The organism is Janibacter limosus (genome assembly GCF_004295485.1).
GTDB lineage: Bacteria > Actinomycetota > Actinomycetes > Actinomycetales > Dermatophilaceae > Janibacter > Janibacter limosus_A.
Genome location: NZ_CP036164.1, coordinates 2,875,656 through 2,901,904 on the forward strand (window position 1 = coordinate 2,875,656; position 26,249 = coordinate 2,901,904).

Sequence of the window (26,249 nt, forward strand, 5' to 3'; positions counted from 1 at the left end):
ACGGCCGAGGTGACGCTCTTGGTCGGCGCCGTGGTGATCGCGCTGCTGGTCCGAGGCGGCTCACTCGCCCCGGTCGAGCCACTCCTGCAGGTGGGGCGCCTCGGCCGCGATCGTCGTGTCGTCGCCGTGCCCGGTGTGCACAACGGTCTGCGAAGGGAGGGTCAACAGCTTGTCGCTGATCGACGCCACGATCGTCGGGTAGTCGGAGTACGACCGCCCGGTCGCGCCGGGCCCACCGTTGAAGAGGGTGTCACCGGAGAAGACGACGCCCAGCTCGGGCGCGTACAGGCAGCAGGCGCCCGGCGCGTGGCCCGGGGTGTGCAGCACCTGCAGGTCGGTACCGGCGACGGTGATGATCTGCCCGTGGGCGAGCGCACCGTCGGGGGCGCGGTCCGGGTAGGTCATCTGCCACAGCGGGGCCTCGTCGGGGTGCAGCCAGATCGGGGCCCGCTTGGCGTCGGCGACATCGGCGGCCGCGTTGACGTGGTCGTTGTGGGCGTGCGTGCTCACGACCGCCAGCAGCGCGCGCTCACCGATCGCCTCGAGGATCGGGGCGGCCTCGTGGCCCGCGTCGATGACGATGCACTCGCTGTCGTCACCGACGACCCAGACGTTGTTGTCGACCTCCCACGAGCCGCCGTCGAGCTCGAAGGTGCCGGAGGTGATGACCTTGTCGATGCGGGCGGTCACAGGACCACGACCGAGCGCAGGACCTCGCCGCCGTGCATCTTGTCGAAGGCCGACTCGATGTCACCCAGGCCGATCCGCTCGGTGACGAAGGCGTCGAGGTCGAAGCGTCCCTGGCGGTAGAGGTCGACGAGCATCGGGAAGTCGCGGCTGGGCAGGCAGTCGCCGTACCAGCTGGACTTCAGGGCACCGCCGCGACCGAAGATCTCGATCATCGGCAGGGTGACCTCCTTGTCCGGCGTGGGGACGCCGACGAGGACGACCCGACCAGCGAGATCCCTTGCGTAGAAGGCCTGCTCGTAGGTCTCGGGCAGGCCGACCGCCTCGACGACGACGTCCGCGCCGAAGCCGCCGGTGAGCTCACGGATGCGCTCGACGGTGTCCTCGCTGCTCGCGTCGACGGTGTGCGTGGCGCCGAAGCCCTTGGCGATCTCGAGCTTCCGCTGGTCGCGGTCGACGGCGATGATCGTCGTCGCGCCGGCGACCTTGGCCCCCGCGATGGCGGCGTTGCCGACGCCACCGCAGCCGATGACGGCGATCGACTCGCCGCGGGTGATCTCACCGGTGTTGACCGCGGCACCGAAGCCGGCCATGACGCCGCAGCCCAGCAGGCCCACGGCGGCCGCGTCGGCCTCGCCGTCGACCTTGGTGCACTGACCGGCGGCGACGAGCGTCTTCTCCGCGAAGGCCCCGATGCCCAGGGCCGGGGTCAGCTCCTCGCCGGTGTCGGCGAGGGTCATCTTCTGCGTGGCGTTGTGCGTGTCGAAGCAGTACTGCGGCTTGCCCTTCAGGCACGCCCGGCACTGACCGCACACCGCGCGCCAGTTGAGGATGACGAAGTCGCCCGGCTCGACGTCGGTGACCCCCTCACCGACGGACTCGACGACGCCGGCCGCCTCGTGCCCGAGGAGGAAGGGGAACTCGTCGTTGATCCCGCCCTCGCGGTAGTGCAGGTCGGTGTGGCAGACCCCGCAGGAGTGCACCTGGACGACGGCCTCCCCCGGCCCCGGCGCGGGGACGACGATGTCGACGACCTCGACATCGGCCCCCTTCGAGCGAGCGATGACTGCCTTGACGGTCTGCGACATGACGCGACTCCCTTCGGTGGTGGGCCGGCCGGCCCGGTGCACTGTGTGGTGCCATCGTGGCGCACGAGACGAAGGGAGGACAGCCCAGGCCTCCCCGTGGTCGCCCACGGCCCCGGTCCTCCGCGCGACCGACCGCTTTCCGCTGAGGCAAGTCGCCTACCCTGAGGGCATGCCTCGCCCGATCTTCGACCCCGTGGTGCACCAGCCGCAGCGGTTGCAGATCTGCGCCCTGCTGGCCCCGACGCGCGGGCTCCCCTTCGCCGAGGTGCGTGACGAGGTGGGCCTGTCGGACTCCGCGCTGAGCAAGCACCTGCGCTCGCTCGAGGCGGAGGGTTACGTCTCGATCGCGCGCCAGCTCACGCAGGGCCGGCGCACCACCCACGTGACCCTGACCCACGCCGGCCGTGAGGCGCTGTGCGGCCACGTGTCGGAGCTGCAGCGACTCGCCCGCCTCGTGTCCCCGCGTCCGCGCGTGCGCTTCTCCTGAGCCGCGGCACATAGGCTTCGATGCCATGGGCCTGGACCATCGACTCACCTTCCTCCTCCAACAGCTCGCGTGGGACCTGCCGGTGCTCGTCATCACCGTGGCCGCCGGCGTGGTCGTCGTGCTGCGCCGTGACGGCGGGCCGTGGTGGAAGCTCGCCCTCGCGGGTCTCGTCGCGATCGCTGCCGGCCAGCTGGTGGGCACCTTCGGGTTCTTCGCGGTCTCCGGCCTGGACGGCGGATATCGCTACTCCTGGGTGGCGTCCCTCCCGGCCCTCCTGCTCAACCTCGCTGGCCTCGGGCTGCTCGCCGCCGGCGCGATCAGCGGGCGCCGCGCGCCCACCCCGCGATGAGCCTCCTCGTCGTCCAGCACCAGGACTCCTGCCCGCCGGGTCGGATCGGCCAGTGGCTGACCGAGGCCGGCGTCGAGCTCGACATCCGCCGGCCCTACGCCGGCGACCAGCTGCCGCACGACCTGACGGGCCACGACGGCCTGCTCGTCCTCGGCGGCGAGATGAGCTGTCGCGACGACGAGCTCGCCCCGTGGCTGCCTGCCGTGCGTAAGCTCATCCGCACCGCGGCGAAGGGGGCGACCCCCACGCTGGGCATCTGCCTGGGTCACCAGCTCGCGTCGCTCGCCCTCGGCGGCGAGGTCGCCGTCAACCCACGGGGCCGCACCGTCGGCGTCCTGACCGTCGAGCCCACGTCGGACCTGGCCCAGGACTCCCTCTTCGCCACGACGCACGGCGGACCCGTCGTCCAGTGGAACAACGACGCCGTCACGCGCCTGCCCGACGGCGCCGTGCGCCTGGCCGACAACGAGCGCGGCGACCTGCTGCTGGCCCGCCTCGCCCCGACCGTCTGGGGCGTGCAGGGTCACCCCGAGGCCGACCTGACCATCGTCACCGGCTGGACGGTCAAGGACTCGGGGACCCCGGCCGTCGCCGACCTCGACCTGCCGGCAGTCCTCGGTGCGGTCGCGGACGCGCAGCCGCAGGTGGACGCGACCTGGCGCCCGGTGGCGCAGGCCTTCGCCGCGCTGCTCTGACGCTCAGTCGGCCACGACGAGGGCGGTGGCGATCGCGGCCGCGCCCTCACCCCGACCCGTCAGACCCAGCCCGTCGGTCGTCGTCCCGCTGACGCTGACGGGGGCACCGCACGCGCTGGACATCACCTGCTGGGCCTCATCACGCCGGGTCCCGATCTTCGGGCGGTTGCCGATGACTTGCACCGCGATGTTGCCGATCTCGTACCCGGCCTCGCGCACCAGCCGGGCGGCCTCGGTGAGCAGGGTGACTCCCGAGGCGCCGGAGAGCTCCGGCCGACCGGTCCCGAAGTGCTGCCCCAGGTCGCCGATCCCCGCCGCCGCGAAGAGCGCGTCACAGGCGGCGTGGCAGGCGACGTCGGCATCCGAGTGCCCCTCGAGCCCGACCTCGCCGGGCCAGAGCAGGCCGCCGACCCAGAGCTCACGCCCCGAGTCGGCCGCAGCGAAGGCATGGACGTCGACACCGATCCCGGTCCGCGGCAGCCGGTCGACCCTGCCGGCGTCATTCACAGTCATGGCGACAGTCTCCCAGCCGGGATGGAGTCCGGGCGCGTCGGCGTTGCACCCACCGTGGAGGCTCTCGACTCGATCGTCATCGGCGCCGGGCAGGCAGGGCTGTCCACGTCCTTCCACCTACGGCGCCTCGGGATCGGGCACGTCGTGCTCGACGCGAATGAGGGCCCGGGTGGCGCGTGGCAGCACCGATGGGACTCGTTGACCATGGCCGATGTCCACGGCGTCGCGGACCTGCCCGATGCCGCGGCGCCCGGCGGGTCGCACGACCGCGCCAGCGAGGTCATCGCCTGCTGGTTCGACGACTACGAGGAGACCCACGACCTGCCGGTCCTGCGACCCGTGCGCGTGGACTCGGTCACGAACGACGACGGCCTGCTCGTCGTGCACTCGGGGTCGCGCACCTGGACCACGCGGACACTGGTCAATGCGACGGGGACGTGGACCCATCCCTTCGTCCCGACCTACCCGGGCCAGCGCGACTTCACCGGGGAGCAGTGGCACACGGTCGCCTACCCGGGAGCGGAGCACTTCCGCGGCAAGCGCGTCGTCGTGGTCGGCGGCGGGGCCTCGGCGGTCCAGCTCATCGGGGAGATCGCACCCATCGCCAACGTCACCTGGGTGACCCGGCGGCCGCCGGTGTGGAGCGAGGAGTTCTCCGGCAGGGAGGCGATCGAGCTCGTCGAGCGCCGCGTGCGCGAAGGGAGACCCCCCGCCAGCGTCGTCTCGGTCACCGGCCTGCGCCTGCGGCCGCAGGAGATGGCCGCGGCGCGCACCGGGGTCTACGAGCGGCGGCGTGCGATGTTCGAGCGGATCGAGAGGGACGCCGTGCGCTGGGCCGACGGCAGTGTCGAGCGGGCCGACGCGATCCTCTGGGCGACCGGCTTCCGCCCGGCCGTGCGCCATCTCGCGCCCCTGGGACTGCGCAGCCCGCAGGGCGGGATCGCGCTGCTCCCGGGCACTCGGGACGTGCAGACCTCCGTCACGAGCGCTCTCGACCCTCGGGTCCAGCTCGTGGGCTACGGCCCGTCGGCGAGCACGATCGGTGGCAACCGGGCCGGCCGCGCCGCAGCCTTGGCCGTGCGCCACCACCTGGCCGCACGACCTTAAGGAGATGCGGCTGGCCTGCGCACGACCTTAAGGAGATGCGGCTGGCCTGCGCACGACCTTAAGGAGATGCGGCTGGCCTGCGCACGACCTTAAGGAGATGCGGTCAGGAGTCGCTCGGCCCGGGCCAGGTCGTCCGGCGTCGTCACCTTGAGCGCCCGGTGATCGCCCTCGACCACGAGCACGTCGTGCCCCAGTGCCTCGACGAGCGCTGCGTCGTCGGTGGCTGCGGCGCCGGCGGCGTGTGCGGCCGTGAGCACCGATCGGACGAAGCCCTGCGGGGTCTGCACCGCCCGCAGCGACTCCCGCAGCGGGGTGTCGACGATGAGCCCGCCCGCGTCGACGACCTTGACGGTGTCGACGACCGCGACCCCGGGCACCGCACCGGCCACGCCAGCGGCCAGGGCTGCGAGCACCCGCTCGAAGACCGCGACGGGTGTCAGGCACCGGGCCGCGTCGTGGACGAGCACCCGCTCGACCCGGTCGGACAGCGCGGCCAGACCTGCCGAGACCGACTCGGAGCGTTTGGCCCCTCCCGGCACGACCACGGCCCGGGCGCCCGACAGGTCGAGGCCCGCCACGATCGAGCGCGCCTCGTCGACCAGCTCCCGCGGGACGACCACGACGACCTCACCGGGCCTGGCGGCGAGCACCCCGCGCAGCGCATGCTCGAGGATCGTCACCCCCGCCAGCTCGACGAAGGCCTTGGGTCGCTCGGCTCCCAACCGCGTGCCCGACCCGGCAGCGACGACGACGACGCCCACACCGTGATCGGTGTGGGCGTCGTCGATGGTGGTCGTGCTCGTCAGGACAGCGTCCTCACGATGCGAGGACCTCGTCGAGGATGACCTCGGCCTTGTCCTCGTCGGTCTTCTCGGCGAGCGCGAGCTCGGAGACGAGGATCTGGCGCGCCTTGGCCAGCATCCTCTTCTCACCGGCGGACAGGCCGCGGTCCTTCTCGCGGCGCCACAGGTCGCGCACGACCTCTGACACCTTGATGACATCGCCGGAGGCCAGCTTCTCGAGGTTGGCCTTGTAGCGCCGCGACCAGTTGGTCGGCTCCTCGGCGTGCGGCATGCGCAGCACCTCGAAGACTCGGTCCAGCCCCTCCTTGCCCACGACATCGCGGACGCCCACGAGGTCGCAGTTCTCGGCGGGCACCTCGATGGTCAGGTCTCCCTGGGCCACCTTCAGCTTGAGGTACTGCTTTTCCTCACCCTTGATCTTGCGCATCTTGATCTCTTCGATCAGAGCAGCCCCATGGTGGGGGTACACGACCGTCTCGCCGACCTTGAAAACCATGTGGAGATTTCCCCTTTCGCGACCTCCAGATTACCACGGCGTGTCGTACGTCGCACAGTCGCCCGACGGGCCAGAATGCCCCGTCGCGTGCGCGCGGGGAGAACATGCGCACACTCACGACGAAGCGGCCCCGGGCTCCGGCTAGGCTGTGCCCCGTGAAGCGCAACCTCCTCACCCGCACCCCTGTCATCGCTCTGGCCGCGGCCCTGGCGGCCGGCACGGCTGGCTGCACGGTCACCTCCCCCTTCCAGACGGCCGAGACCGCCTCCCTCGGCGACGGCGTCCCCGTCGACCTCGACTCCGCCCAGGTGCGCAACTTCGCCCTGGTCAGCGGTGAGAAGGGGGGCGACGCCACCGTCATCGGCGCCGTCGAGAACGTCAGCGGCAAGGAGCTGACCCTCACCGTCGCGATCCCGGGCGGCAGCAAGGCCGAGACCAAGGTCCCGGCCAACGCCACCGTCTCCCTCAGCGAGGACACCAAGGTGACGCTGACCAAGGTCGACGTCCCACCGGGCGACATGATCACGCTCGAGGTCAGCGACGGCACCGAGTCCACCCCGGTGCTCACCCCGGTGCTGGACCCGACCGGCTACTACGAGGACTTCGCCCCCAAGGGCTGGACCCCCACCCCGACGCCCAGCGCCTCTGAGGGCGAGGGCGAGGGCCACTGAGCCACTCCCCCTTCGTCGCCAAGAGGCCGGCACCCTGACGGGTGTCGGCCTCTTGCGTGCTCTTGGGCAGGAGCTCAGCTCTCGAACTTGTAGCCCAGCCCCCGCACGGTGACGATGTGCACGGGCTTGGCCGGGTCGGGCTCGATCTTGGCGCGCAGCCGCTTGATGTGCACATCGAGCGTCTTGGTGTCGCCGACGTAGTCACTGCCCCACACGCGGTCGATGAGCTGTACCCGGGTGAGTACCCGACCGACATTGCGCAGGAGCATCTCGAGCAGCTCGAACTCCTTGAGCGGCAACGAGATCTGCGTCCCCGCGACGGAGACGACGTGGCGGTCGATGTCCATGCGCACCGGCCCCCCCTCGATGGTGGCCGGGAGCAGCTCCTCCGGCTCACTGTTGCGGCGCAGCACCGCCTTGATGCGCGCCAGGAGCTCACGCGAGCTGTAGGGCTTGGTGACGTAGTCGTCCGCGCCGATCTCCAGCCCCACGACCTTGTCGATCTCGCCGTCCTTGGCCGTGAGCATGATGACCGGGACGTTGGAGCGCTGGCGGATCGCCCGGCAGACGTCGATGCCCGACAGCCCGGGGAGCATGAGGTCGAGCAGGACGAGGTCCGCGCCGTCCGCGTCGAAGGCGGTGATGGCGTCGGGGCCGGTCTCGGCGACGGCGACGTCGTACCCCTCCTTGTTGAGCAGGTAGGACAACGGGTCGGAGAAGGACACCTCGTCCTCGACCACGAGGATGCGGGTCATGAGCGGGACTCCTTGGGGGTGACGGGGATGGCGGGGATGGTGGTCATGGGGCCGTCGGGCTCCAGCGGGTCGACCGCGACGGGCAGGCGGATGGTGAAGGTGGAGCCGTGGGCGCCGTCGCTCCACACCTGGACGTCGCCGCCGTGGTTGGCGCAGATGTGCTTGACGATCGACAGGCCGAGCCCGGTCCCCCCGGTCGACCGGGAGCGGGCCATGTCCAGACGGTAGAAGCGCTCGAAGATGCGTGTCTGCTCGTGCTCGGGGATGCCCGGGCCCTGGTCGGTCACGGCGATCTCGACGGTGCCCTCGTGCAGTCGCGCCCCGACCCCGACCGCCGTGTCGGGGTCGGAGTAGGAGATGGCGTTGCCGACGAGGTTGCGCACCGCGGTGATGAGCATGTCCTCGTCGCCGCGCACGTAGAGGTCCTCGGCGACCTTGTCGGTCAGCGTGATGTTCTTCGCCTCGGCCGCGATGCGCAGGTGCTCCAGCGCCAGCGCCACGACGTCCTCGACCTCGACGATCTGCGGGTCCTGGAGCACGGGGGTGCCCTGCAGCCGGGAGAGCTCGACGATCTCCTTGATCAGGCTCGACAGGCGGACGGCCTCGCCCTGCATCCGACGCGCGAAGCGGTCGACGGCCTCGGGGTCGTCCTTGGCGTCCATGACGGCCTCGGCGAGCAGGGAGATGCCCCCGACGGGCGTCTTGAGCTCGTGGCTGACGTTGGCGACGAAGTCACGTCGGGTCTCCTCGACGCGGCGCCCCTGGGTCTGGTCGTCGACGAGCAGGAGCAGGTGCTTGGCGCCGAGCGGAGCGATCCGCGCGGCGACGTAGATGACGGACGAGATCCCGGGCCGGGACAGCTCGAGGTGGGTCTCGCGGATCACCCCGTCACGGACGACCTGCGCGACCATGCGCAACAGCTCGGGCTCGACGAGGCGGGAGCCGCGCACGAGGCCGTAGGTGATGGCTGCGGGTGAGGTCGTGACGACGCCACCGTCGCGATCGAGCACGACCCCTGAGGACCTCAGTACCGCCAGGACGTCACCGACACCACGAGGGATCTCGGGTTCGGGCTCGGGTGGGACGGCGCGCTCCCGGTCGCTCATGGCGATTGCCGCCCACACGAGGAAGCCGATGAGCAGACCGGCGGCGCCACCGAGAATTGCCGCGGTCGTTGGCTGCACGTCACCGAGAGTACTTCTCCCACGAGGCATGCTGGGACCGGGATGCACCTACGACGGCGCGGTCCCGCGATGTTCACCTGTGCTCTGCAAGGTGTTCACAAGGGTCGCGTTGACTGCGCTGGGACTCAGCCCGACCACCACCGAAGGGGGCGCCATGCGTCAGATTTTCCACGACGAGCTCGAGCAGGTCGCCACCGATCTCGTCTCGATCGCCGAGCTCGTCAGCACCGCCATCCGGCAGGCCACGACGGCACTCCTCGAGGCCGACGTCCAGCTGGCCGACCGCGTCATCGAGCAGGACCAGGCGATCGACCTGCGGCGCAACGACATCGACGCCCGTTCGATCGACCTGCTGGCCCGTCAGGCACCCGTGGCCAGCGACCTGCGCACCGTCGTCGCGTCGATGCGCATGTCGGGTGACCTCGAGCGCATGGGTGACCTCGCCCGGCACGTCGCCCAAATCGCGCGCATGCGCTACCCCGAGCACGCCGTCCCCGAGGACCTGAGCGCGACCTTCGAGCGGATGGGCGGGATCGCTGGGCGGATCATCGACCACATCGTCGAGGTCATCACCACCCAGGACCTCGACGCGGCCCGCGACATCGAGCAGATCGACGACGAGCTGGACGCGCTCCACCGGGAGATGTTCACCACGCTCGCCGAGGGCTCGTGGCAGCACGGGACGACGAGCGCCGTCGACGTCGCGCTGCTCAGCCGCTACTTCGAGCGCTTCGGCGACCACGCGGTGACGGTCGCTCGCCGCGTCGTCTTCCTCGTCACCGGCGAGGCCGGCTCGATGGAGCCCCACGAGGACACCGACCTCCGCTGAGCGGCGCCCGTCCACGCAGCAGGCCCGTCGACGCGATGTCGGCGGGCCTGCTGCGTGGGCGCGGGATGTCGGACGTGGACTACTTGCCCTGGTTGGCGACCGCGGACGCCTCTGCGGCAGCGGCCTCCGGGTCGAGGTAGACCGCCGGGCGGGTCGGCATGAAGTCCTCGCCGAGGTCGTAGACGAGCGGCATGCCGGTCGGGATGTTGAGCCCCGTGATGTCCTCGTCGCTGATCCCGTCGAGGTGCTTGACGAGCGCGCGCAGCGAGTTGCCGTGTGCGGTCACCAGCACCGTGCGGCCGGCCGCGAGGTCCTCGCGGATGGGCCCCTCCCAGTAGGGCATCAGCCGCTCGATGACGTCCTTGAGGCACTCGGTGCGCGGGACCTCGATGCCGGCGTACCGCGGGTCGTCGGTCTGGGCGTACTCGTCGTCCGGCTCGATGGCCGGCGGCGGGGTGTCGAAGCTGCGGCGCCAGAGCATGAACTGCTCCTCGCCGTAGGTGTCCCGGGTCGTGGCCTTGTCCAGGCCCTGCAGCGCTCCGTAGTGGCGCTCGTTGAGCCGCCAGTCGCGGCGCACCGGGATCCAGTGGCGGTCGGCGGTGTCGAGCGCGATGTTGGCGGTGGTGATCGCGCGGCGCAGCAGCGAGGTGTGCACGACATCCGGCAGGAGCCCGGACTCCTTGATCAGCTCACCACCGCGCACCGCCTCGGCACGGCCCTTGTCGATGAGGTCGACGTCGACCCACCCGGTGAAGAGGTTCTTCTCGTTCCAGTCGGAGCGGCCGTGACGGAGCAGGATCAGTGTCGACATGGGCACAGGATAACGACGGCACTCACTCGGCGGGCTGGTCGCCCGGCCGCTCGAGCACCGAGCGGAAGGCCTCGAGGTTGCGCAGGGACTCGCCCCGCGAGACGCGCCAGTCCCACTCCTTGTGCATCGAGGAGCGGAAGCCCAGCAGCAGCAGCTCGTTGAAGGGCGCGTCGGCCGCGTCGAGGACGACCCCCAGCACCTGGTCGACGACGTCGTCGGTCACGGCACGAAGGGGGATCCTCCCCCCGACGTAGACGTCACCCGAGGCGTCGACGGAGTAGGACAGCAGCGGCATGCGCAGGTTGCGCCGCAGCAGGTGGCGGTAGAACTCCTCGTGGTTCTCGTCCGCGTTGCGGATGACGAAGGCCGACACCGACAGGGCCTTGTCGCCCACGACGAGCGAGACCACCGTCTTGAGCTTCTTCTCCCCCGGCAGGGTGACGACGAGCTCGCCGTCGCGGGCGCCGAGCTCGTGCTCGAGCTCGGCCTCGGTGACCACGCGGGTCACCACCTCGAGGGCACGCGTCGTCTCGGTCCGGTCGGTCCGGTCGGTCCGGTCGGTCCGGTCGGTCATCAAGCCACCTCCATGGGTTGGCGGGCGGTGGGATCGGTCAGGCCGGCGCGGTCGGCGACCGCACCGGTGTAGACGTCGAGCAGACGGTCCACGGTCGCGGACCACCCGAACCCCTCGGCGTGGCGGCGGGCCCGTGCCCGCAGGTCGTCCGCGCGCGCGGGGTCGTCGAGCACGGCGAGGAGCTCGTCGGCCCAGACGTCGGGATCGTGCCCCTGGACGAGGACCCCCGCGTCGCCGACGGCGGTCGGCAGGCCACCGACCTCGGCGGCGAGGACGACCGCGCCGGACGCCTGCGCCTCCACGGCCACGAGGCCGAAGGACTCGGTGTAGGACGGGACGGTGACGATGTCGGCGGCGCGGTACCAGTCGGCCAGCTCGGTGCGGGACACCGGGGCGGCCAGGTGCAGCACGTCGGCCACCCCGAGTTCCTCCCCCAGCTGCCCGAGCCGGTCGGGCGCGGCCAGACCGCGACCGGAGGCGCCACCCAGGACGGCGACCACGAGCCGGTCGCGCAGCTCGGGCCGACGCTCGAGCAGGCGCGCGGCCGCCCGGACGAGGACGTCCGGGGCCTTGAGCGGCTGGATCCGCCCGACGAAGAGCAGCACCACGGCGTCGTCGGGCAGGCCCACGCTCGCCCGGGCCGCGGACCGGTCGCCCGGGACGAAGCGCTCGAGGTCCACGCCCGGGGGGACGACGACGACCGTGCCCGGGTCCGCGTCGTAGTACTCGACGAGCTCGAAGGCCTCCTGGTCGGTGTTGGCGATGAGCCGGTCGGCGATCTCGACGACCTGGGCCTCACCGATCTCCCGACCGGGCGGCTCGGGGACGTCGTCCTGGGCAAGCTGGCGGTTCTTGACCCGGGCCATGGTGTGCATCGTGTGCACGAGCGGGACCTGCCACCGCTCGGCGACCAACCAGCCCACCTGCCCGGAGAGCCAGTAGTGCGAGTGGGCGACGTCGTAGTGCCCGGCCGGGACGCGGGCGATCTCGCGCATGACGCCGGCGGCGAAGGCGCACAGCTGCCCCGGCAGGTCCTCCTTGACCAGGCCCTCGTAGGGGCCCGCGTCGATGTGCCGCACCAGGACACCGGGGAAGAGCTCGACGACGTCGGGCAGGTCCGCCGCGGTACGTCGGGTGAAGATCTCCACCTCGATGCCCCGGCGGGCCATCTCGCGGGCCGACTCGACGACGTAGACGTTGAGCCCTCCGGCGTCACCGGTGCCGGGCTGCGCCAGCGGTGAGGTGTGCACGCTGATCATCGCCACCCGTCGGATGCGCTGCTCGATCACTCCTGCACCGTCCTGCGATAGCTCGTCATCGTCACAGTCTCTCTCGGGGACCACGCGTGCAGGTCGGTGTGGCCCATCCGTCGCAGGTCGACCCCGCGGTGGCTGCCCTGCGGCCCAACCCCCACGATGACACCCAGCTCCGTCGTGTAGGCGTCGGTCACCGGCGGGGCGCCGCCACCGACCCACCACGCGCGCTTGCGCAGCAGCCGGTCGGGCAGACCGGGCGCACGGCCACGGGTGCCCAGCTCCTGGGCCGAGTGCACGACGACGGCGTCGGCTCCCTTCGCCTCGGCGGTCACGACCAGGCGGGCCCCCTCGAGACGCACGACGATCGTGGCGGGCAGGCTCCCTTCGGAGCTGGTGAGGCGACCCGACCAGGTGACCTCACCGGGCTTGATCGACAACCGGTCGATGTCGAGGTTGCTCATGACGGCCGAGATCTGCTCGACGCGGTCGCCGCCGCTGCCCTCGACCTCGCCGAGGAGCGCGGACATGGGCGATCCGCCTCGCACGGTGCGGAAGAGCAGGGTCGAGCCGTTGGTCACGCGCAGGCCCGTCTCGTCCAGCTGGACCGCGCGGCCGGCCCCCAGCGTGACGACGCCCCGCGCCTCGGGGGCGACGACGAGCAGACCGGGCTGCACCGGGCGGATGCCGGAGTCGCGGCCGAGCGCCGGGGGCACCCAGATGATCGCGGCCAGCACCAGGGCACCGGTCAGCGAGAGGAGCAGGGACACCATGCTCCAGCTCACCCGTCGGTCAGTGCGCCACACGGTGCCAGCCTAGTTCGCGGCAGGACCTACGCTGCCGGGGTGCCCAGCCCGCGCCCCCTCGGCAACATCACCCGAGGGACGACCAACCCCAACCGCCTGCGCCGATGCGACCGGTGGCTCGTGGCGACCCACCGCGACCGCCTGACGAAGGGGGAGCTGCCGCACCTCGTCGATCTCGGCCACGGCGCCTCCGGGGTGACCACGGTCGAGTGGGCCGACCGGGTGCGCGCGGTGCGGCCCGACGTCCACGTCACCGGCCTGGAGATCGACCCGGAGCGGGTCGCGACCGCTCAGGCCTGGGCCCGGCCGGGGGTCGACTTCGCGCTCGGCGGCTTCGAGGTCCCCCTGCCGCAGGGGCGAGCGGCGCGGGTGATCCGCGCCTTCAACGTCCTGCGCCAGTACGACGAGGCCGAGGTCGAGGAGCCGTGGCGGCGGATGACCGGGCGTCTCGAGGAGCACGGCGTCCTCGTCGAGGGCACCTGCGACGAGCTGGGCCGGCTCGGCAGCTGGCTCACGCTGGACGCCCACGGGCCGCAGACCCTGACCCTCTCGTGGCGGCTGCGCGACCTCGACGCCTCCCGCCTGCCCTCCGTCGTGGCCGAGCGCCTGCCCAAGGCGCTCATCCACCGCAATGTCCCGGGTGAGCCGGTCCACGACCTGCTCCGGCTCCTGGACGACGCGTGGCGGCGGGCCACCCCCTTCGCGCCGTACGGGGCCCGCCAGCAGGCGGTCGCGGCATTCGGCGAGGTGGCCACGCAGGTCGCCGTCATCGGCAGGGCGGAGCGCTGGCGGCTGGGTGAGCTGACCGTGCCGTGGAGCGTCGTCGCGCCCCGCAGCGGTCCGCTGGCTCAGCGCTGGTAGTCGTCCTCGAGCCGGACGATGTCGTCCTCGTCGAAGGTGCCGTAGCCGATCTCGAGGACGCGGCCGGGACGGTCGGTGGAGTTGCCCATGCGGTGCACGGCGCCCTGCTCGACCCACACCCGCTCGCCCGGCTGGGCGCTCCACGTCTCGTCACCGACGGTCACGTCGATCGGGCCGTCGAGGACCTGCCAGAACTCCGCCCGGCGCTCGTGGGTCTGCAGCGACAGCCGGTGGCCCGGGTCGACCGTGATGATCTTGACGGTCGTCGGCTCGTTGAGGGTGAACTGCTCGAAGCCGCCCCACGGACGGTTCGAGACGAACATGCCCTCACGGGGGTCCGGCAGGCTGGTCACGAGTTGTCCCCTCGGGTGGCGATGAAGTGCCTCGTCATTGTGCCCGACTCAGCGCCGTCGACCGAGGACCTCGTCGATCGCCGGCCGCACGTCGGCGAGGTAGACCCCGGCGATGACGATGCCGATGATCGCCAAGAAGCCGATACCCCCGAGTGCGGCCACACCCATGAGCGTCGCGATCGCCAGGGCCGCGACCCAGAAGGTCTTGGTCTGCTTGCCGGTCGCGGCGAAGGCGTCCTGACGCTGCCGGACGGCGTGGGCGAGGGCGAAGACCTCCGCGCCGAGGGCGAGGAGGCCGAGCACGAGGACGATGAGGCCCTGGACGTTGCTGAGGATCTGCACCCGCCCAGCCTAGGCGGGCACGTCGACGACGAGCGTCACCGGACCGTCGGCGTGGATGTCGATCGCCATGTCGGCGCCGAACCGCCCCGTGGCGACCTCGATCCCGCGCTCCCGCAGACCATCGGCCACCGCGTCGACGAGCGGCTCGGCGACCGGCCCGGGTGCGGCGGCGCTCCACGACGGGCGCCGACCCTTGCGCACGTCGGCGTGCAGGGTGAACTGGCTGACGACGAGCACTGCCGCGCCGCAGTCGGTCACCGAGGTCTCGTCACGCATGATCCGCAGCTCGGCGATCTTGCGCACGGTCGTCGCGACCTCGGGCGTGCCGTCGTCGTGGGTCACCCCGACGAGCGCGACCAGACCGGGGCCGATCTCGCCGACGACCTCGTCGTCGACGACGACGCGGGCGGAGGTCACCCGCTGCAGGACCGTCCTCACGAGGCGGTGAGGTCGAGCACCTCGACGGCGCCGACCGGGCGGCCGTGGCCGAGGACCGGCTGGTCGGCGAGCTCCCGCAGACCGGGGGTGTCGACGCCCAGCGCGAGGAGCGCGTGGGCGAGGAGCGCTCGGCGCGCCCGCGGTGTCGGGGCACCGTCGGCGACCTTGATCGCGATCCCGCGACCGTCGGCCAGCCCGGCGGCGTAGACGGACTCGGCGCCGTCCTTGGCGATCAGGCCGGGGACCGCCTGCATGAACTGCGTGACGTCGCGGCCCGTGCCGCCGACCATCTGGGGGGCCGTGCGCATGGCGTCGGCGATCCTCCCTTCGTCGGTGGTCGGCTCGGCAGCCGCCAGCGCACCGAAGGAGCTCGCCAGGCCGACCAGCGGTACGGCGAAGAGCGGTGCGCCGCAGCCGTCCACGGTCGTGTGGCTGACCTCGCCGACGACCTGCGCGGTCGTCGCGCGGATCGCCTGCTGGAGGGGGTGGTCGACGTCGAGATAGCTCTCGATCGGCCAGTCGTTGACCCTGCAGGTGACCAGCATGCCGGCGTGCTTGCCGGAGCAGTCCTGGGCGACGGGGACCGGCTCGGTGCCGGCCGCGAGCCAGCGCGCGTGCTCGAGCTCGCCGATCGGCAGCGCCGGGGTGTTCTGCAGCGCCCCGAGGTCGAGACCGACCGTGGCGAGGATCTCGGCGACGGCGTCGCGGTGGAAGTCCTCCGCGGAGTGGCTCGAGCACACGAGGGCGAGCAGGTGCGGAGGCAGGTCCAGCCCGTGCCGGACCATCGCGAGGGCCTGGATCGGCTTGAGGGAGGAGCGCGGCAGGACCGGGTCGTCCACCCGGCCACGGCGAAGGGGGGTCCCCGCCACCGGGTCGGTGGCGACGAGGGTCGCTCGGTGGGCGGACTCGACGAAGCCCCCGCGGGTCACGTGGACCAGCACGGGGGCGTCGTCGAGACTGGTGGTGTCGGGCGCCTGGGCGGTCATCCACCCGAGGCTACCGCTCACCAGAGCGTCAGCTGCTGCGCGTCAGGCGCAGCCGCGTGATCTCGGTTCCTGAGGTGCGAGGTACGAGCCTCGAAGGGTCAGTCGCCGACCTTCTCGGCGGCCGTGTCGGCAGCCTTGGCCGTCTGGGCGGCGGTGGTCTTGGCGGCCGTGGCGGTCGACTTGGTCGCGGTGCGGGTGCGGGTCGCGGCCTTCTTGGCGGTGGTGCGGGTGCTCTTGGCGGCCGTGGTGGTGCGCTTGGCGGAGGTGGAGACGGCCTTCTTCGCCTTGGCGGTGTCGACCTTGACGTCGACGTCCACGGAGTCCTTGACGGCCTCGGCGGCCTTGACGGCCTCCTTGCGACCGATGGTCAGGGTGCGCTTGGCGGACGCCTCGACGTCAGCGACGGCCTTGCGGACGGTGGTGACGACACCCTTGCCCAGCGCGACGGTGGCCTCGGCCTGGCCGACGAGGTCCTTGGTGGCCTTCTGGTTCTTGATGCGGGTGACGAGCGACTCGCCGCGCTTGGTCAGGTCGGCGTAGTACGCCTGGGCGTCGGCCGGCGCGGCCTTGACGCGGGCCTGGACCTTCTTGGGCTCCAGCTCGGCGCGCAGGGCGGCGATCTGGGTGGTGTACCCCCGGAAGGTCTCGACGGTGAGGTCGGTGGCGCCGATGGTGGCGTAGGTCTGGTCGGTGACGACCTTCTTGACGGTGGTGGTGACGCTCATGAGGTTCTCCTTGGGGTGGTACTCGTCGATGACGAGGTCGTGGCTCCACGTCCGGCGCGTGCCGGCGTGGACTTCGAGCCCGACGACGCTGCCGAACCCTTCGTGCTGCCCGCGGACTTCTTCTTCGCGGTGGTCTTGGTGGCGCCCTTCTTGGCGGCGCGCTTGGGTGCCGTGGTCGCGGACCCGCCGACGAAGGACTCGTAGATCTCGAGCATCGTCTGGCGCTGGCGCGACGTGAGGGCGGGGTCGGCCGCGATGGCCGCCCGGGTCGTGGCCGCGGCCTCGGCGGCCGCGTCCTTGGGGTCGAGGAGCCCGGCCTGGACGTAGAGGGTCTCGGCCGAGATCGACAGGCCCTTGCCGATCTGCTGGAGGATCTCGGCGCTCGGCCGCTTGATCCCCCGCTCGATCTGGCTCAGGTAGGGGTTGGAGATCCCGGCGATGGCGGACAGCTGTCGCAGGGACAGCTTCTTGGTGAGTCGCTGCTCGCGCAGGTAGTCACCGAGGTTGTTGCCCAGGTTGCCCGGGAGGGCGTCCAGCGGGTTCTTCGACATGTCCTCATCATGCTTGCCGTAGTTAGCACTTTGCAAGCCACAGGCAGCATCTGTGGCCAGGGTCTCAACGCAACCGCACGACCTTAAGGAGATGCGGCTGGCGTGCGCACGACCTTAAGGAGATGCGGCTGGCGTGCGCACGACCTTAAGGAGATGCGGCTGGCGTGCGCACGACCTTAAGGAGATGCGGCTGGCGTGCGCACGACCTTAAGGAGATGCGGATTCAGGTGTGCGGGCGTACTGGCGGGGGGCGAAGGGGGGTGGTTGGGTCAGCGGGGGACGATCGCGGTCTGTGCCGCAGCCACATCGGGCGCGACGAGCAGGTCGGCCACGTCGTCGGTGTTGCGCTTGAGCATCGCGAGCGCGATCGGGCCGTCCTCGTGGTGCCGACCGACGGAGGTGATCCGCCCGACGACCTTGTCGCCGAGGGAGACCTCGGCCCCGACCTCGGGGAGGGTGTGTCCCGACCCGTCGAGGTGGAGGAAGGCCAGCCGGCGCGGCGGGCGACCGAGGTTGTGGACGCGAGCGACCGTCTCCTGACCGCGGTAGCACCCCTTGTGCAGGTGAACGGCGGTGCGCAGCCAGTCGACCTCGTGAGCGATCGTGCGGTGGTCGCTCTCGGCGCCCAGCCGTGGGCGCCAGGCGGCGATCCGCAGGGCCTCTGCGGCCCAGGTGCCGACCAGCTCGCGGTCGCCCACCGCGGCGGCGACCTCGTCGACCGGGACGATCACCTCGCGCCACCGGCGGCCGTGCGCCGGGTGGTCCTGCGGCTCGGGACCGTAGAGCGCGGTGTCACCGACCACGCGCGGCCACGCGTCGACCCACGTCGGAGGCTCGCCCTCTCCCCCTTCGCGGTCGATGCTCTCCCCCAGGACGGCGAAGCGGTCGGACACGTCCGCGACCTCGACCCGGAGCATGAAGCGCATCGAGTCCAGCCAGGCAGTCAGCGCAGGCGCCGTCCCGGGCTCGACCGTGATCCACGTCGTCTCGCCGTCGTCGACGAGGTGCAGCGCGTGCTCGACATGCCCCTTGGGGGTGAGGACGAGCGACTCGGCGGAGGTGCGGGGCGCCAGCCCGGCCAGCTGCTGGGTGGTGAGGGAGTGCAACCACGACAGCCGGTCCGCTCCGGTGACCGTGACGACCCCCCTGTGGGAGAGGTCCACGACGCCCAGCCCCTCGGAGAGCAACCGCTGCTCGCGCATCGGGTCCCCGTAGTGCGCGGCGACGCCTGAGTCGATCCCGTCGCCGGGGACGGCGCCGGGGGCCTGCAGCAATGAGGAAGCGGTCATGACCCCAATCTACGACGTACAGGTGGAGCCCAAGCCGGCCGCATAGCATGTGCCCATGCTCGAAGACTTCGAGGACACCGACGACACCGTCGACGCCTCCCCCCGCCGCCGCTCCGGTCGACGCCGCATGGGCTTCGGACGGCGCCTGATCGTGTCCGTCCTGGCCTTCCTGCTCCTCGTCGTCATCGGGGTCGGCGGCTACGGCTGGTTCCTCAGCAGCAAGGTCGACAACAACCTCAAGCGCGACAACCTCCTGGGCAGCTCGGCCGACCAGAAGAAGACGGCGAAGGGCGAGGAGCTGGTCAGCGACAAGGGCACCAACTACCTGCTCATCGGCTCCGACGCGCGCCCCGGCGACACGGGGAGCCGCTCCGACGTCATCCAGCTGGTGCACGTCTCCGAGGACCGCAAGGACGTGTGGATCATCCACTTCCCCCGCGACCTCTACGTGCCGATCCCCGGCCACGGACAGGACAAGATCAACGCGGCGTACGCCTACGGCCAGTCGCCGCTGCTCGTGCAGACCATCCAGGACCTCGTCGGGGTGAAGATCAACCACGTCGCCAAGACCGACTTCGAGGGCTTCAAGAACCTCACCGACGCCCTCGGTGGCGTCACCGTCAACAACCAGCAGGCCAGCCCCAAGTACCCCGAAGGCCAGGTCCGACTCAACGGGACCCAGGCCCTGGAGTACGTCCGCGAGCGCAAGACCCTCTCCGAGGGAGACATCTCACGAGGCCAGCGCCAGCAGGCCTGGCTCAAGGCGATGATGTCCGAGACCCTCCAGCCGAGCGTCCTGCTCAACCCCGGCAAGCTGGGCGGCGTCATCGACGCGGGCACCAAGCACACGACGGTCGACAACACCCTCAGCGCAGGCACGATCCGCAGCGAGGCGATCAAGATGCGCGGCGTGCGTGGCGGCAACATCCACTTCATCACCGCGCCCTTCAGCGGCTTCGGGACCGCCCCCAACGGCGGGTCCATCGACATCCTCGACACCCAGGGCATGGCCGAGCTCAGCGACGCCCTGCGCACGGACGACCTGGAGTCCTACAACCCCTGAGCCCGGTCCACGGGCCCCAGGGCCCGTGGGCTGCTCGAGCCCGCTCGAGCCAGCGGTCAGTCGACGCGCTTGAGCTCAGCCGACAGGTGGCTGGTGAGCGGCTGCCCCATCGCCGCCATGTCCATGACCCACATGAGGTTGGAGTTGACGAGGCCGTACATCCGCTTGGCCGCGGTGTACTCCTTGGCGTGCGGGCTGCGGATCACCCCGTCGGTCTGCACCTCGATGCGGCCGGGCTCGACGGTGCCGTAGTACATCTCGACGATGCCGGTGGGGTGGGTGAGGAGCAGCTCCGCTCCCCCTTCGCCGCCGGGCCGCCAGAAGCCGAGCTCGGTGCCGGAGGGGCGCACCTTGTTGCCCGCGTCGTCGAGGATCCACGACTGGCTCTCCCACCGCAGGAAGGGCCGCTCGTCGTGGGTCACGACGATCTCCTGACCGAAGTTGGCCGACTCGATCGTCGGGTAGCCGAGGACTCCAGCGCCCTCCCACCGGCCGACGAGCCAGGCCAGGGGGGCGATGTCAGGGTGGATGGTGGGATCGAGGGTGAACACCCGCCCATCGTAGGGGGACGCTGCTGCTGCGCCGCGATCCGTGCTGCAGCTGCTAGGTGAGCGGGAGGCGCGCCACGAGGTGCACCAGGGGCGCCACGACGAGGACCGACGCCGCGCCGGCCGCCACGGCCCCGAGCACGCCGTCGATCGCCGGCAGCTGGGCCATCGCCCGACGCAGCGAGACCGCCGCGCCCGCACCGACGACCCCGAGCAGGGCTGGCCACGCAGCGAGACCGCCGCCGATGACGGCATTGGCCAGGACGGCCGCCAGGCCGCCGACGAGCATGGCGGCGGGCACCAGCCAGCGGACCGCGCGAGGGCGCTCGAGGACGAGGTCGACGAGGGCAGCGACCGCCAGGGCGACGCCGACGACGACCACCGGGCCGCCACCGCCGACGAAGTCCGTGCTGACGAAGAGACCTCCCCCGCCGACGAGGAGCAGGCCGAGCGACGTGACGGCGAGGTCCTGCGCCAGGTGCACCCGCGCCGAGGCCCGGACCAGGGGGTGCAGGCACATGGCGACCACGCCCAGGGCGAGGGCCGCCGGGACGTGCTCGAGATAGGGCTCCTCGTCCTGGAGGAGCAGAGCCGCACCGAGCGCCAGCGCCGTCACGACGAGGACGAGTCCCATCCCGACCTGACTGCGGGAGCCCGCGAGTCGGGGCCAGCCGACCCCCACGACGAGGCCGGCGACGACGACGGAGACGATCTCGAGCACCCGCTCGCCGGACCCGGCGGCGGCCGCGAGGAGCAGGGCGACGACGACCGTCGCAGCGACCACGACCGGCCGGGCACGCGCAGTGGGCGCCGTGGCGTCGCTCTCGGTCCCAGCGGCGCGCAGGGCGCGCCGAGAGGCGCGGGACTCGTGCGGAGCAGGAAGGTCGGTGGTCACGTGGTGAGGGTATCCGGGAGCTGCCGCATATTCTTGCGACTGATGGCCAGACTCCTGCTCCTGACAGATGACCTGGCGCCCAGTGCCTCGGTCCTGCCGGCACTCGGGCTGCTGGGGCATCAGGTGCGCACTCTGCCCGCCGAGGCATCCACCGTCATGGACCTCCCCGACGTCGACGTCATCCTCGTCGACGCGCGCGTCGAGCTGGCCCAGGCGCGCTCCCTGTGCCGGGTGCTGCGGACCGCCGAGGTCACCGCACCCGTCATCGCGATCCTCACCGAGGGCGGGCTCACCGCGGTCAACGCCGAGTGGCCCGTCGAGGACATCCTGCTGGACCGGGCCGGACCCGCCGAGGTCGAGGCGCGCCTGCGCCTGTCGATGACCCGGGTCGTGGCACCCTCGGAGGACGACGAACGCATCGTCGCCGGAGACCTGGTGATCGACGAGAGCGCCTACTCCGCGCGGCTCGGCCCCCGACTGCTCGACCTGACCTACAAGGAGTTCGAGCTCCTCAAGCACCTCGCCCAGCACCCCGGACGCGTCTTCACCCGCGCCCAGCTCCTGCAGGAGGTCTGGGGATACGACTACTACGGAGGGACCCGCACCGTGGACGTCCACGTCCGGCGCCTGCGCGCCAAGCTCGGCAACGAGCACGAGCAGCTCATCGGCACGATCCGCAATGTCGGCTACCGCTTCGTCGTGGTCCGCGACGACGCGGACGTCGACGACACCAGCGGCAGCGTCGCGGCGGTGGACTCGTGATGGCGACGATCACCCCCTTCGCCCGCCTGTCGGCCGACCACGTCGAGCAGGTGCGCTCCGCTGCGGACGCGGCCGCGTCCGTCGACGGCGTCGAGCCGCTCAGCGAGGCCTTCGTCCTCGCCCTGCCGCGCGAGGGCGAGCACCTCCTCGCCCTCGACGGCACCTCGGTGATCGGCTACGCGTCGACCGTCGCCGACGGCTCCCTCGAGGCCTTCGTGGCACCCGACCACCGCACGAAGGGGGTGGGGGCCGCCCTGCTGGGCACGTCCCTGCAGCGTCGACCCGACGCCCGGCCGTGGGCTCACGGCGACCTCCCTGCCTCACGGGCCCTCGGCGAGCGGCTGGGACTTCAGGTCGTCCGGGAGCTGCTCGTCCTCTCCCGACCCGTGCAGCCGGGAGACGAGCAGGACCCGCCGCTCCCCGACGGCTTCGCGCACCGCACCTTCCGTCCCGGCAGCGACGAGCAGAGGCTGCTGGCCGTCAACTCGGCCGCCTTCGTCGACCACCCCGAGCAGGGGTCGCTCGACGACGCGGGGCTGGCCGAGCGGATGGACCAGCCGTGGTTCGACCCCGACGGGGTGATCCTCCTGGAGAGGGCTGCGGACGACGGCCCTCTGGTCGGGTTCCACTGGACCAAGATCGACCCGCCGGGCGGCCCCGTCGGCGAGGTCTACGTCGTGGGCGTGCACCCCGACCTGCACGGCCGGGGGCTCGCGGGCCCCCTGACCCGACTCGGCCTGGCCCACCTGGCCCGTCGCGGCGTCACCGAGGTCGAGCTCTACGTCGAGGCCGACAACACCCCCGCGCTGGCGACCTACGGGCGGGCCGGCTTCGGGCGCAAGGCCGTCCACGTCATGTACGCACCGTCGCGTTCACCAGAGGTTCACGACCAAGTGCAAGGATGATCGACATGGTGGACGCCGACGCCGCACATGCCTTCCCCGCCCCGCAGGCCGGGACGGTCACCGGCGACGTCTCCATCTCCTCCTCGTCGCCCGCCGCAGCCAGCGAGCTGCGCGCCCGAGCGGCCAACGGCCGCTTCGTCCGCACGGCCCATCACGACGGGGCCGACCCGTCCGCCCTGCCGAGCGACCGCTTCCTCGACCGGGAGATCAGCTGGCTGCAGTTCAACGAGCGCGTCCTGCAGCTGGCCGCCGACTCGTCCGTGCCGCTGCTCGAGCGGGCGCGCTTCCTGTCGATCTTCTCCAGCAACCTCGACGAGTTCTTCATGGTCCGCGCCGCCGGGCTCAAGCGGCGCATCGCGACGGGCATCGCCGTGCGCAGCCCCTCCGGGCTGGAGCCGCGCGAGGTCCTCGAGCAGATCTCGCGGGTGGCCCACGAGCTGTCGGCCATGCAGACCCGCATCTTCGACGACAGCGTGCGGCCCGCGCTCGTGGACGAGGGGATCAGCATCGTGCGCTGGAGCGAGGTCGAGGCACCCGAGCAGGAGCGCCTCGGCGACCTCTTCAGCCACGAGATCTACCCGGTGCTCACTCCCCTGGCCGTCGACCCGGCCCACCCCTTCCCCTACATCTCCGGGCTGTCCCTCAACCTCGCGGTGATCCTGATCAACCCCAAGACGGGCAAGGAGCACTTCGCGCGGATCAAGATGCCGCCCTCGCTCCCGCGCTTCCTCAAGGTGCGTCGAGCCTCCGCGTCGGTCACCGAGGACCTCTTCGAGGCCCAGTTCGTCCCGCTCGAGGACGTCATCGCCGCGCACCTCGACCAGCTCTTCCCCGGCATGGAGGTGCACGAGCACTACTCCTTCCGGGTCACCCGCAACGAGGACCTCGAGGTCGAGGAGGACGACGCGGAGAACCTCCTGGCGGCCCTGGAGAAGGAGCTGACCCGGCGCCGCTTCGGCCCACCGGTCCGCCTCGAGGTCGAGGAGGACCTCGACGACCACGTCATGGAGCTGCTCACCCGGGAGCTGGGCGTCACCGAGGACGAGGTCTACCGGCTGCCCGCACCGCTGGACCTGCGAGGTCTCGACGAGATCGCCGACATCGACCGGACCGACCTGCACTTCCCCCCCTTCGTCGCCCGCACCAACCCCGACCTCGCCCCGGAGGAGTCCTCCAAGGCCGCCAACCTCATCGAGCGGATCGCCCACCAGGACGTGCTCCTGCAGCACCCCTACGACTCCTTCTCCACCTCGGTGCAGGCCTTCCTCGAGCAGGCCGCCGCCGACCCGCAGGTCCTCGCGATCAAGCAGACGCTCTACCGCACCAGCGGTGACAGCCCGATCGTCGACGCGCTCATCGATGCGGCCGAGGCCGGCAAGCAGGTGCTCGCGGTCGTCGAGATCAAGGCGCGCTTCGACGAGCAGAACAACATCGAGTGGGCCCGCAAGCTCGAGCACGCCGGCGTCCACGTCGTCTACGGGATCGTCGGGCTGAAGACCCACTGCAAGCTCGCGCTGGTGGTCCGGCAGGAGCCGGACGGGCTGGCGCGCTACTGCCACGTCGGGACCGGCAACTACAACCCCAAGACGGCACGGCTCTACGAGGACGTGGGGCTGCTGACATCCGACCCGGTGGTCGGCCAGGACCTCACCCGCCTCTTCAACCAGCTCTCCGGCCTGGCGCCGCGCAGCAAGTTCAAGCGGCTCCTCGTCGCGCCCCGCAGCATCCGGGACGGGCTGCTCGACCGGATCGACAAGCAGATCCACCGGCAGGTCCAGCACGGTGACGGACGCATCGCCTTCAAGGTCAACTCCCTCGTCGACGAGGCCACGATCGACGCGCTGTACCGGGCCAGCATCGCTGGGGTCCGGGTCGACATCTGGGTGCGCGGCATCTGCGCCCTGCGCCCCGGCGTCGAGGGGCTCAGCGACAACATCCGGGTCCACTGCGTGCTCGGGCGCTTCCTGGAGCACTCGAGGATCTTCCTCTTCGGGACCGGCGACGGCCGCGAGGCGTGGTTCGGCTCGGCCGACCTCATGCACCGCAACCTCGACCGGCGGGTCGAGGCCATGGTCCGCATCGTCGAGCCGCGCCACGTCGAGCAGCTCTTCGACCTCGTCGCCCGCGGGATGTCCGGCGACTACGGCCACTGGTCGCTCGACGGCGCCGGTCGGTGGACCCGGGTCCACCAGGCCCCCGACGGCACGCCCCTGCCCGACATCCAGGAAGCCCTGATCGCGATGCACGCCCAGCGGCGTCGCAAGGCGCGGCGTTGAGCGCGGCCACCGTCCTGGCCGCAGGAACCCTGCCGTGGCGGCGCCGACGTGGGCGCCTCCAGGTCGCGCTCGTCCACCGACCCCGCTACGACGACTGGTCGTGGGCCAAGGGCAAGCTCGAGCGCGGCGAGAGCTTCCCCGCCGCCGCGGTCCGCGAGACGCTCGAGGAGACCGGGCTGCGCGTGCGGCTGGGCCATCCGCTCCCGACCACGACCTACACCGTGGGCTCGGCGTCGGGCACTGCCGTCAAGGAGGTGCGCTACTGGGCCGCGGAGGTCACCGGAGGTGACGGGGGCCTCGTCCACGAGGTCGACGCCGTCGACTGGGTCGAGGCCGACGCCGCCCCGGAGCGGCTGACCTACCAGCGTGACCGGGCCCAGGTGGAGGCACTACGGGCCGCTGCCGCCACCGGCACCCTCACGACCTGGTCCCTGGCGGTCCTGCGGCACGCCAAGGCCCGCTCACGCTCCTCGTGGTCCGACGACGACTGGCTGCGTCCGCTGAGCCCGCAAGGCCGTGCGCAGGCAGCCGAGCTCGTCCCGCTGCTCGACGGGTACGGGATCCAACGCCTCGTGAGCAGCCCCTCCACCCGCGCCAGCGACACCCTCGCGCCCTACGCCACGGCAAGCGGCGGCAAGCTCCGACTCAAGCCCGGGCTGTCCGAGGAGGGCTACGCCGAGGACCCCGCACGCGCGGGTCACCACCTCGACCGGCTCCTCGTGCGCGGTGTCCCCGCGTGCCTGTGCAGCCATGGACCCGTGCTGCCGGACCTCGTCGCCCGGCTCCTCGAGCGGGTCGACCCGGCGTTGGCCCCGGGCGTGGTCGCGCAGTCCGTCATCGAGGAGGTCGTCCGCGACGGACTGGCGAAGGGGGAGGCCCTCATCGCCCACGTCGTGGGCACCGGCGAGGACGCCCGGGTCGTCGCCGCCGAGCGGCACCTCCTCCTCGACCGCGGGTGACGCACCCGCCCATACCCCGGGTGTGACGCACCCGCGACCTGACCACGCACTGTGCAGGTGCGATTCACCGAGTGTTCACCGATTGCGAGCCGTCCGGTCACCGAGCGTCCCTACGTTCGTCAACGTACGACCACGGCGGTCGCGGCGGGCTGCCCTCGTCGCGCGTTCGTGTCCACCCCCTCAGAGAG

At 71.6% G+C, this 26,249-nt stretch carries 32 protein-coding genes; 12 read left to right on the forward strand and 20 right to left on the reverse strand.

Translation table 11 applies throughout. The annotated features are described in order from the left end of the window. Positions 1-60 precede the first annotated feature (60 nt). Both EXU32_RS13745 and EXU32_RS13750 read right to left on the reverse strand, forming a co-directional pair. Positions 61-690 carry an MBL fold metallo-hydrolase gene (locus tag EXU32_RS13745; protein ID WP_130630412.1) on the reverse strand — a complete coding sequence of 210 codons (630 nt, stop codon included), beginning with the start codon at positions 688-690 and terminating at the stop codon, positions 61-63. Then, positions 687-1,775, reverse strand: coding sequence for an S-(hydroxymethyl)mycothiol dehydrogenase (locus EXU32_RS13750; protein WP_130630413.1), 1,089 nt, complete (start codon positions 1,773-1,775; stop codon positions 687-689). Before EXU32_RS13750 ends, EXU32_RS13745 begins: the two co-directional genes overlap by 4 nt. A gap of 169 nt (positions 1,776-1,944) precedes the next feature. On the opposite strand from EXU32_RS13750, the gene EXU32_RS13755 reads away from it, so the two are divergent. From EXU32_RS13755 to EXU32_RS13765, 3 genes are read left to right on the forward strand one after another with little or no spacing between them, the layout of a single operon-like run. Further along, positions 1,945-2,262: a transcriptional regulator gene (locus EXU32_RS13755; RefSeq protein WP_130630414.1), complete on the forward strand. Its 318-nt coding sequence runs from the start codon at positions 1,945-1,947 to the stop codon at positions 2,260-2,262. Between the two features lie 25 nt (positions 2,263-2,287). Further along, positions 2,288-2,611, forward strand: coding sequence for a hypothetical protein (locus EXU32_RS13760; RefSeq protein ID WP_130630415.1), 324 nt, complete (start codon positions 2,288-2,290; stop codon positions 2,609-2,611). Next, positions 2,608-3,306 (forward strand): type 1 glutamine amidotransferase, encoded by a 699-nt coding sequence (locus EXU32_RS13765; protein WP_130630416.1) that lies wholly within the window; start codon positions 2,608-2,610, stop codon positions 3,304-3,306. The genes EXU32_RS13760 and EXU32_RS13765 overlap by 4 nt, the downstream gene beginning before the upstream one ends. A gap of 3 nt (positions 3,307-3,309) precedes the next feature. Here EXU32_RS13765 and ispF read toward each other — a convergent pair whose 3' ends face one another. Further along, positions 3,310-3,819, reverse strand: coding sequence for a 2-C-methyl-D-erythritol 2,4-cyclodiphosphate synthase (gene ispF, locus EXU32_RS13770; protein ID WP_130630417.1), 510 nt, complete (start codon positions 3,817-3,819; stop codon positions 3,310-3,312). A 21-nt stretch (positions 3,820-3,840) separates the two neighbouring features. On the opposite strand from ispF, the gene EXU32_RS13775 reads away from it, so the two are divergent. Then, positions 3,841-4,926, forward strand: a complete 1,086-nt coding sequence (locus tag EXU32_RS13775) for an NAD(P)-binding domain-containing protein (protein WP_242612794.1) — start codon at positions 3,841-3,843, stop codon at positions 4,924-4,926. Between the two features lie 89 nt (positions 4,927-5,015). Here EXU32_RS13775 and ispD read toward each other — a convergent pair whose 3' ends face one another. Beyond that, the gene (gene ispD / locus EXU32_RS13780; protein ID WP_130630418.1) at positions 5,016-5,687 is read right to left on the reverse strand and encodes a 2-C-methyl-D-erythritol 4-phosphate cytidylyltransferase; all 672 of its coding nucleotides are present in this window, start codon (positions 5,685-5,687) and stop codon (positions 5,016-5,018) included. A 55-nt stretch (positions 5,688-5,742) separates the two neighbouring features. Beyond that, positions 5,743-6,225, reverse strand: coding sequence for a CarD family transcriptional regulator (locus tag EXU32_RS13785; protein ID WP_130630419.1), 483 nt, complete (start codon positions 6,223-6,225; stop codon positions 5,743-5,745). Positions 6,226-6,380: 155 nt separating this feature from the next. Between EXU32_RS13785 and EXU32_RS13790 the strand changes: the two genes are divergently transcribed. Next, positions 6,381-6,896 (forward strand): hypothetical protein, encoded by a 516-nt coding sequence (locus tag EXU32_RS13790; RefSeq protein ID WP_130630420.1) that lies wholly within the window; start codon positions 6,381-6,383, stop codon positions 6,894-6,896. Between the two features lie 74 nt (positions 6,897-6,970). Here EXU32_RS13790 and EXU32_RS13795 read toward each other — a convergent pair whose 3' ends face one another. Next, positions 6,971-7,651: a response regulator transcription factor gene (locus EXU32_RS13795; RefSeq protein WP_130630421.1), complete on the reverse strand. Its 681-nt coding sequence runs from the start codon at positions 7,649-7,651 to the stop codon at positions 6,971-6,973. Beyond that, positions 7,648-8,835, reverse strand: coding sequence for a sensor histidine kinase (locus EXU32_RS13800; RefSeq protein WP_130630422.1), 1,188 nt, complete (start codon positions 8,833-8,835; stop codon positions 7,648-7,650). Before EXU32_RS13800 ends, EXU32_RS13795 begins: the two co-directional genes overlap by 4 nt. 154 nt (positions 8,836-8,989) lie before the next feature. Between EXU32_RS13800 and phoU the strand changes: the two genes are divergently transcribed. Beyond that, on the forward strand, positions 8,990-9,664 hold the full coding sequence (gene phoU / locus EXU32_RS13805) for a phosphate signaling complex protein PhoU (protein ID WP_130630423.1): 675 nt from the start codon (positions 8,990-8,992) through the stop codon (positions 9,662-9,664). A 79-nt stretch (positions 9,665-9,743) separates the two neighbouring features. Here phoU and EXU32_RS13810 read toward each other — a convergent pair whose 3' ends face one another. The 4 genes from EXU32_RS13810 to EXU32_RS13825 are packed head-to-tail and all read right to left on the reverse strand — an operon-like array spanning position 9,744 to position 13,108. Continuing rightward, entirely contained in the window at positions 9,744-10,475 is a 732-nt protein-coding gene (locus tag EXU32_RS13810) for a phosphoglyceromutase (protein ID WP_130630424.1), read from the reverse strand. Positions 10,476-10,497: 22 nt separating this feature from the next. Then, positions 10,498-11,049, reverse strand: coding sequence for a YbjN domain-containing protein (locus tag EXU32_RS13815; protein ID WP_130630425.1), 552 nt, complete (start codon positions 11,047-11,049; stop codon positions 10,498-10,500). Further along, entirely contained in the window at positions 11,049-12,338 is a 1,290-nt protein-coding gene (gene mshA, locus EXU32_RS13820) for a D-inositol-3-phosphate glycosyltransferase (protein WP_242612795.1), read from the reverse strand. The genes EXU32_RS13815 and mshA overlap by 1 nt, the downstream gene beginning before the upstream one ends. Continuing rightward, positions 12,335-13,108 (reverse strand): hypothetical protein, encoded by a 774-nt coding sequence (locus EXU32_RS13825; RefSeq protein ID WP_130630426.1) that lies wholly within the window; start codon positions 13,106-13,108, stop codon positions 12,335-12,337. The genes mshA and EXU32_RS13825 overlap by 4 nt, the downstream gene beginning before the upstream one ends. Before the next feature lie 39 nt (positions 13,109-13,147). Between EXU32_RS13825 and EXU32_RS13830 the strand changes: the two genes are divergently transcribed. Beyond that, positions 13,148-13,969: a class I SAM-dependent methyltransferase gene (locus tag EXU32_RS13830; protein ID WP_130630427.1), complete on the forward strand. Its 822-nt coding sequence runs from the start codon at positions 13,148-13,150 to the stop codon at positions 13,967-13,969. Here EXU32_RS13830 and EXU32_RS13835 read toward each other — a convergent pair. The 7 genes from EXU32_RS13835 to EXU32_RS13865 all read right to left on the reverse strand — a co-directional run bounded on the left by EXU32_RS13835 (position 13,957) and on the right by EXU32_RS13865 (position 18,653). Next, entirely contained in the window at positions 13,957-14,322 is a 366-nt protein-coding gene (locus EXU32_RS13835) for a phosphomannose isomerase type II C-terminal cupin domain (RefSeq protein ID WP_130630428.1), read from the reverse strand. The two genes, EXU32_RS13830 and EXU32_RS13835, sit on opposite strands and share 13 nt — an antisense overlap. A gap of 48 nt (positions 14,323-14,370) precedes the next feature. After that, a complete protein-coding gene (locus EXU32_RS13840; protein WP_130630429.1) occupies positions 14,371-14,664 on the reverse strand; it encodes a DUF2516 family protein in 294 nt (97 codons plus the stop codon). A 9-nt stretch (positions 14,665-14,673) separates the two neighbouring features. Next, complete coding sequence (dtd, locus tag EXU32_RS13845; RefSeq protein ID WP_130630430.1) at positions 14,674-15,102, reverse strand: D-aminoacyl-tRNA deacylase; 429 nt, start codon at positions 15,100-15,102, stop codon at positions 14,674-14,676. Next, complete coding sequence (locus EXU32_RS13850; RefSeq protein WP_130630431.1) at positions 15,099-16,088, reverse strand: asparaginase; 990 nt, start codon at positions 16,086-16,088, stop codon at positions 15,099-15,101. Before EXU32_RS13850 ends, dtd begins: the two co-directional genes overlap by 4 nt. Before the next feature lie 98 nt (positions 16,089-16,186). Next, entirely contained in the window at positions 16,187-16,813 is a 627-nt protein-coding gene (locus EXU32_RS13855) for a hypothetical protein (RefSeq protein WP_130630432.1), read from the reverse strand. Beyond that, complete coding sequence (locus tag EXU32_RS13860; protein ID WP_130630433.1) at positions 16,810-17,364, reverse strand: helix-turn-helix domain-containing protein; 555 nt, start codon at positions 17,362-17,364, stop codon at positions 16,810-16,812. Before EXU32_RS13860 ends, EXU32_RS13855 begins: the two co-directional genes overlap by 4 nt. Positions 17,365-17,633: 269 nt before the next feature. Beyond that, complete coding sequence (locus EXU32_RS13865) at positions 17,634-18,653, reverse strand: YgfZ/GcvT domain-containing protein (RefSeq protein WP_130630434.1); 1,020 nt, start codon at positions 18,651-18,653, stop codon at positions 17,634-17,636. Between the two features lie 55 nt (positions 18,654-18,708). Here EXU32_RS13865 and EXU32_RS13870 point away from each other — a divergent pair, with 55 nt between their 5' ends. Beyond that, on the forward strand, positions 18,709-19,716 hold the full coding sequence (locus EXU32_RS13870) for an LCP family protein (RefSeq protein ID WP_130630435.1): 1,008 nt from the start codon (positions 18,709-18,711) through the stop codon (positions 19,714-19,716). A gap of 56 nt (positions 19,717-19,772) precedes the next feature. On the opposite strand, the gene EXU32_RS13875 is transcribed toward EXU32_RS13870, so the two are convergent. After that, entirely contained in the window at positions 19,773-20,267 is a 495-nt protein-coding gene (locus EXU32_RS13875) for an FABP family protein (RefSeq protein WP_130630436.1), read from the reverse strand. A 52-nt stretch (positions 20,268-20,319) separates the two neighbouring features. Beyond that, a complete protein-coding gene (locus EXU32_RS17510) occupies positions 20,320-21,159 on the reverse strand; it encodes a hypothetical protein (protein WP_130630437.1) in 840 nt (279 codons plus the stop codon). A 42-nt stretch (positions 21,160-21,201) separates the two neighbouring features. Here EXU32_RS17510 and EXU32_RS13885 point away from each other — a divergent pair, with 42 nt between their 5' ends. The 4 genes from EXU32_RS13885 to EXU32_RS13900 are packed head-to-tail and all read left to right on the forward strand — an operon-like array spanning position 21,202 to position 26,061. Beyond that, a complete protein-coding gene (locus tag EXU32_RS13885; RefSeq protein ID WP_130630438.1) occupies positions 21,202-21,921 on the forward strand; it encodes a response regulator transcription factor in 720 nt (239 codons plus the stop codon). Further along, positions 21,921-22,826, forward strand: coding sequence for a mycothiol synthase (gene mshD, locus EXU32_RS13890; RefSeq protein ID WP_130630439.1), 906 nt, complete (start codon positions 21,921-21,923; stop codon positions 22,824-22,826). Before EXU32_RS13885 ends, mshD begins: the two co-directional genes overlap by 1 nt. Positions 22,827-22,831: 5 nt before the next feature. Then, the gene (locus EXU32_RS13895; RefSeq protein WP_130630440.1) at positions 22,832-25,102 is read left to right on the forward strand and encodes an RNA degradosome polyphosphate kinase; all 2,271 of its coding nucleotides are present in this window, start codon (positions 22,832-22,834) and stop codon (positions 25,100-25,102) included. Then, on the forward strand, positions 25,099-26,061 hold the full coding sequence (locus EXU32_RS13900) for an NUDIX hydrolase (RefSeq protein WP_130630441.1): 963 nt from the start codon (positions 25,099-25,101) through the stop codon (positions 26,059-26,061). The genes EXU32_RS13895 and EXU32_RS13900 overlap by 4 nt, the downstream gene beginning before the upstream one ends. Positions 26,062-26,249 lie beyond the last annotated feature (188 nt).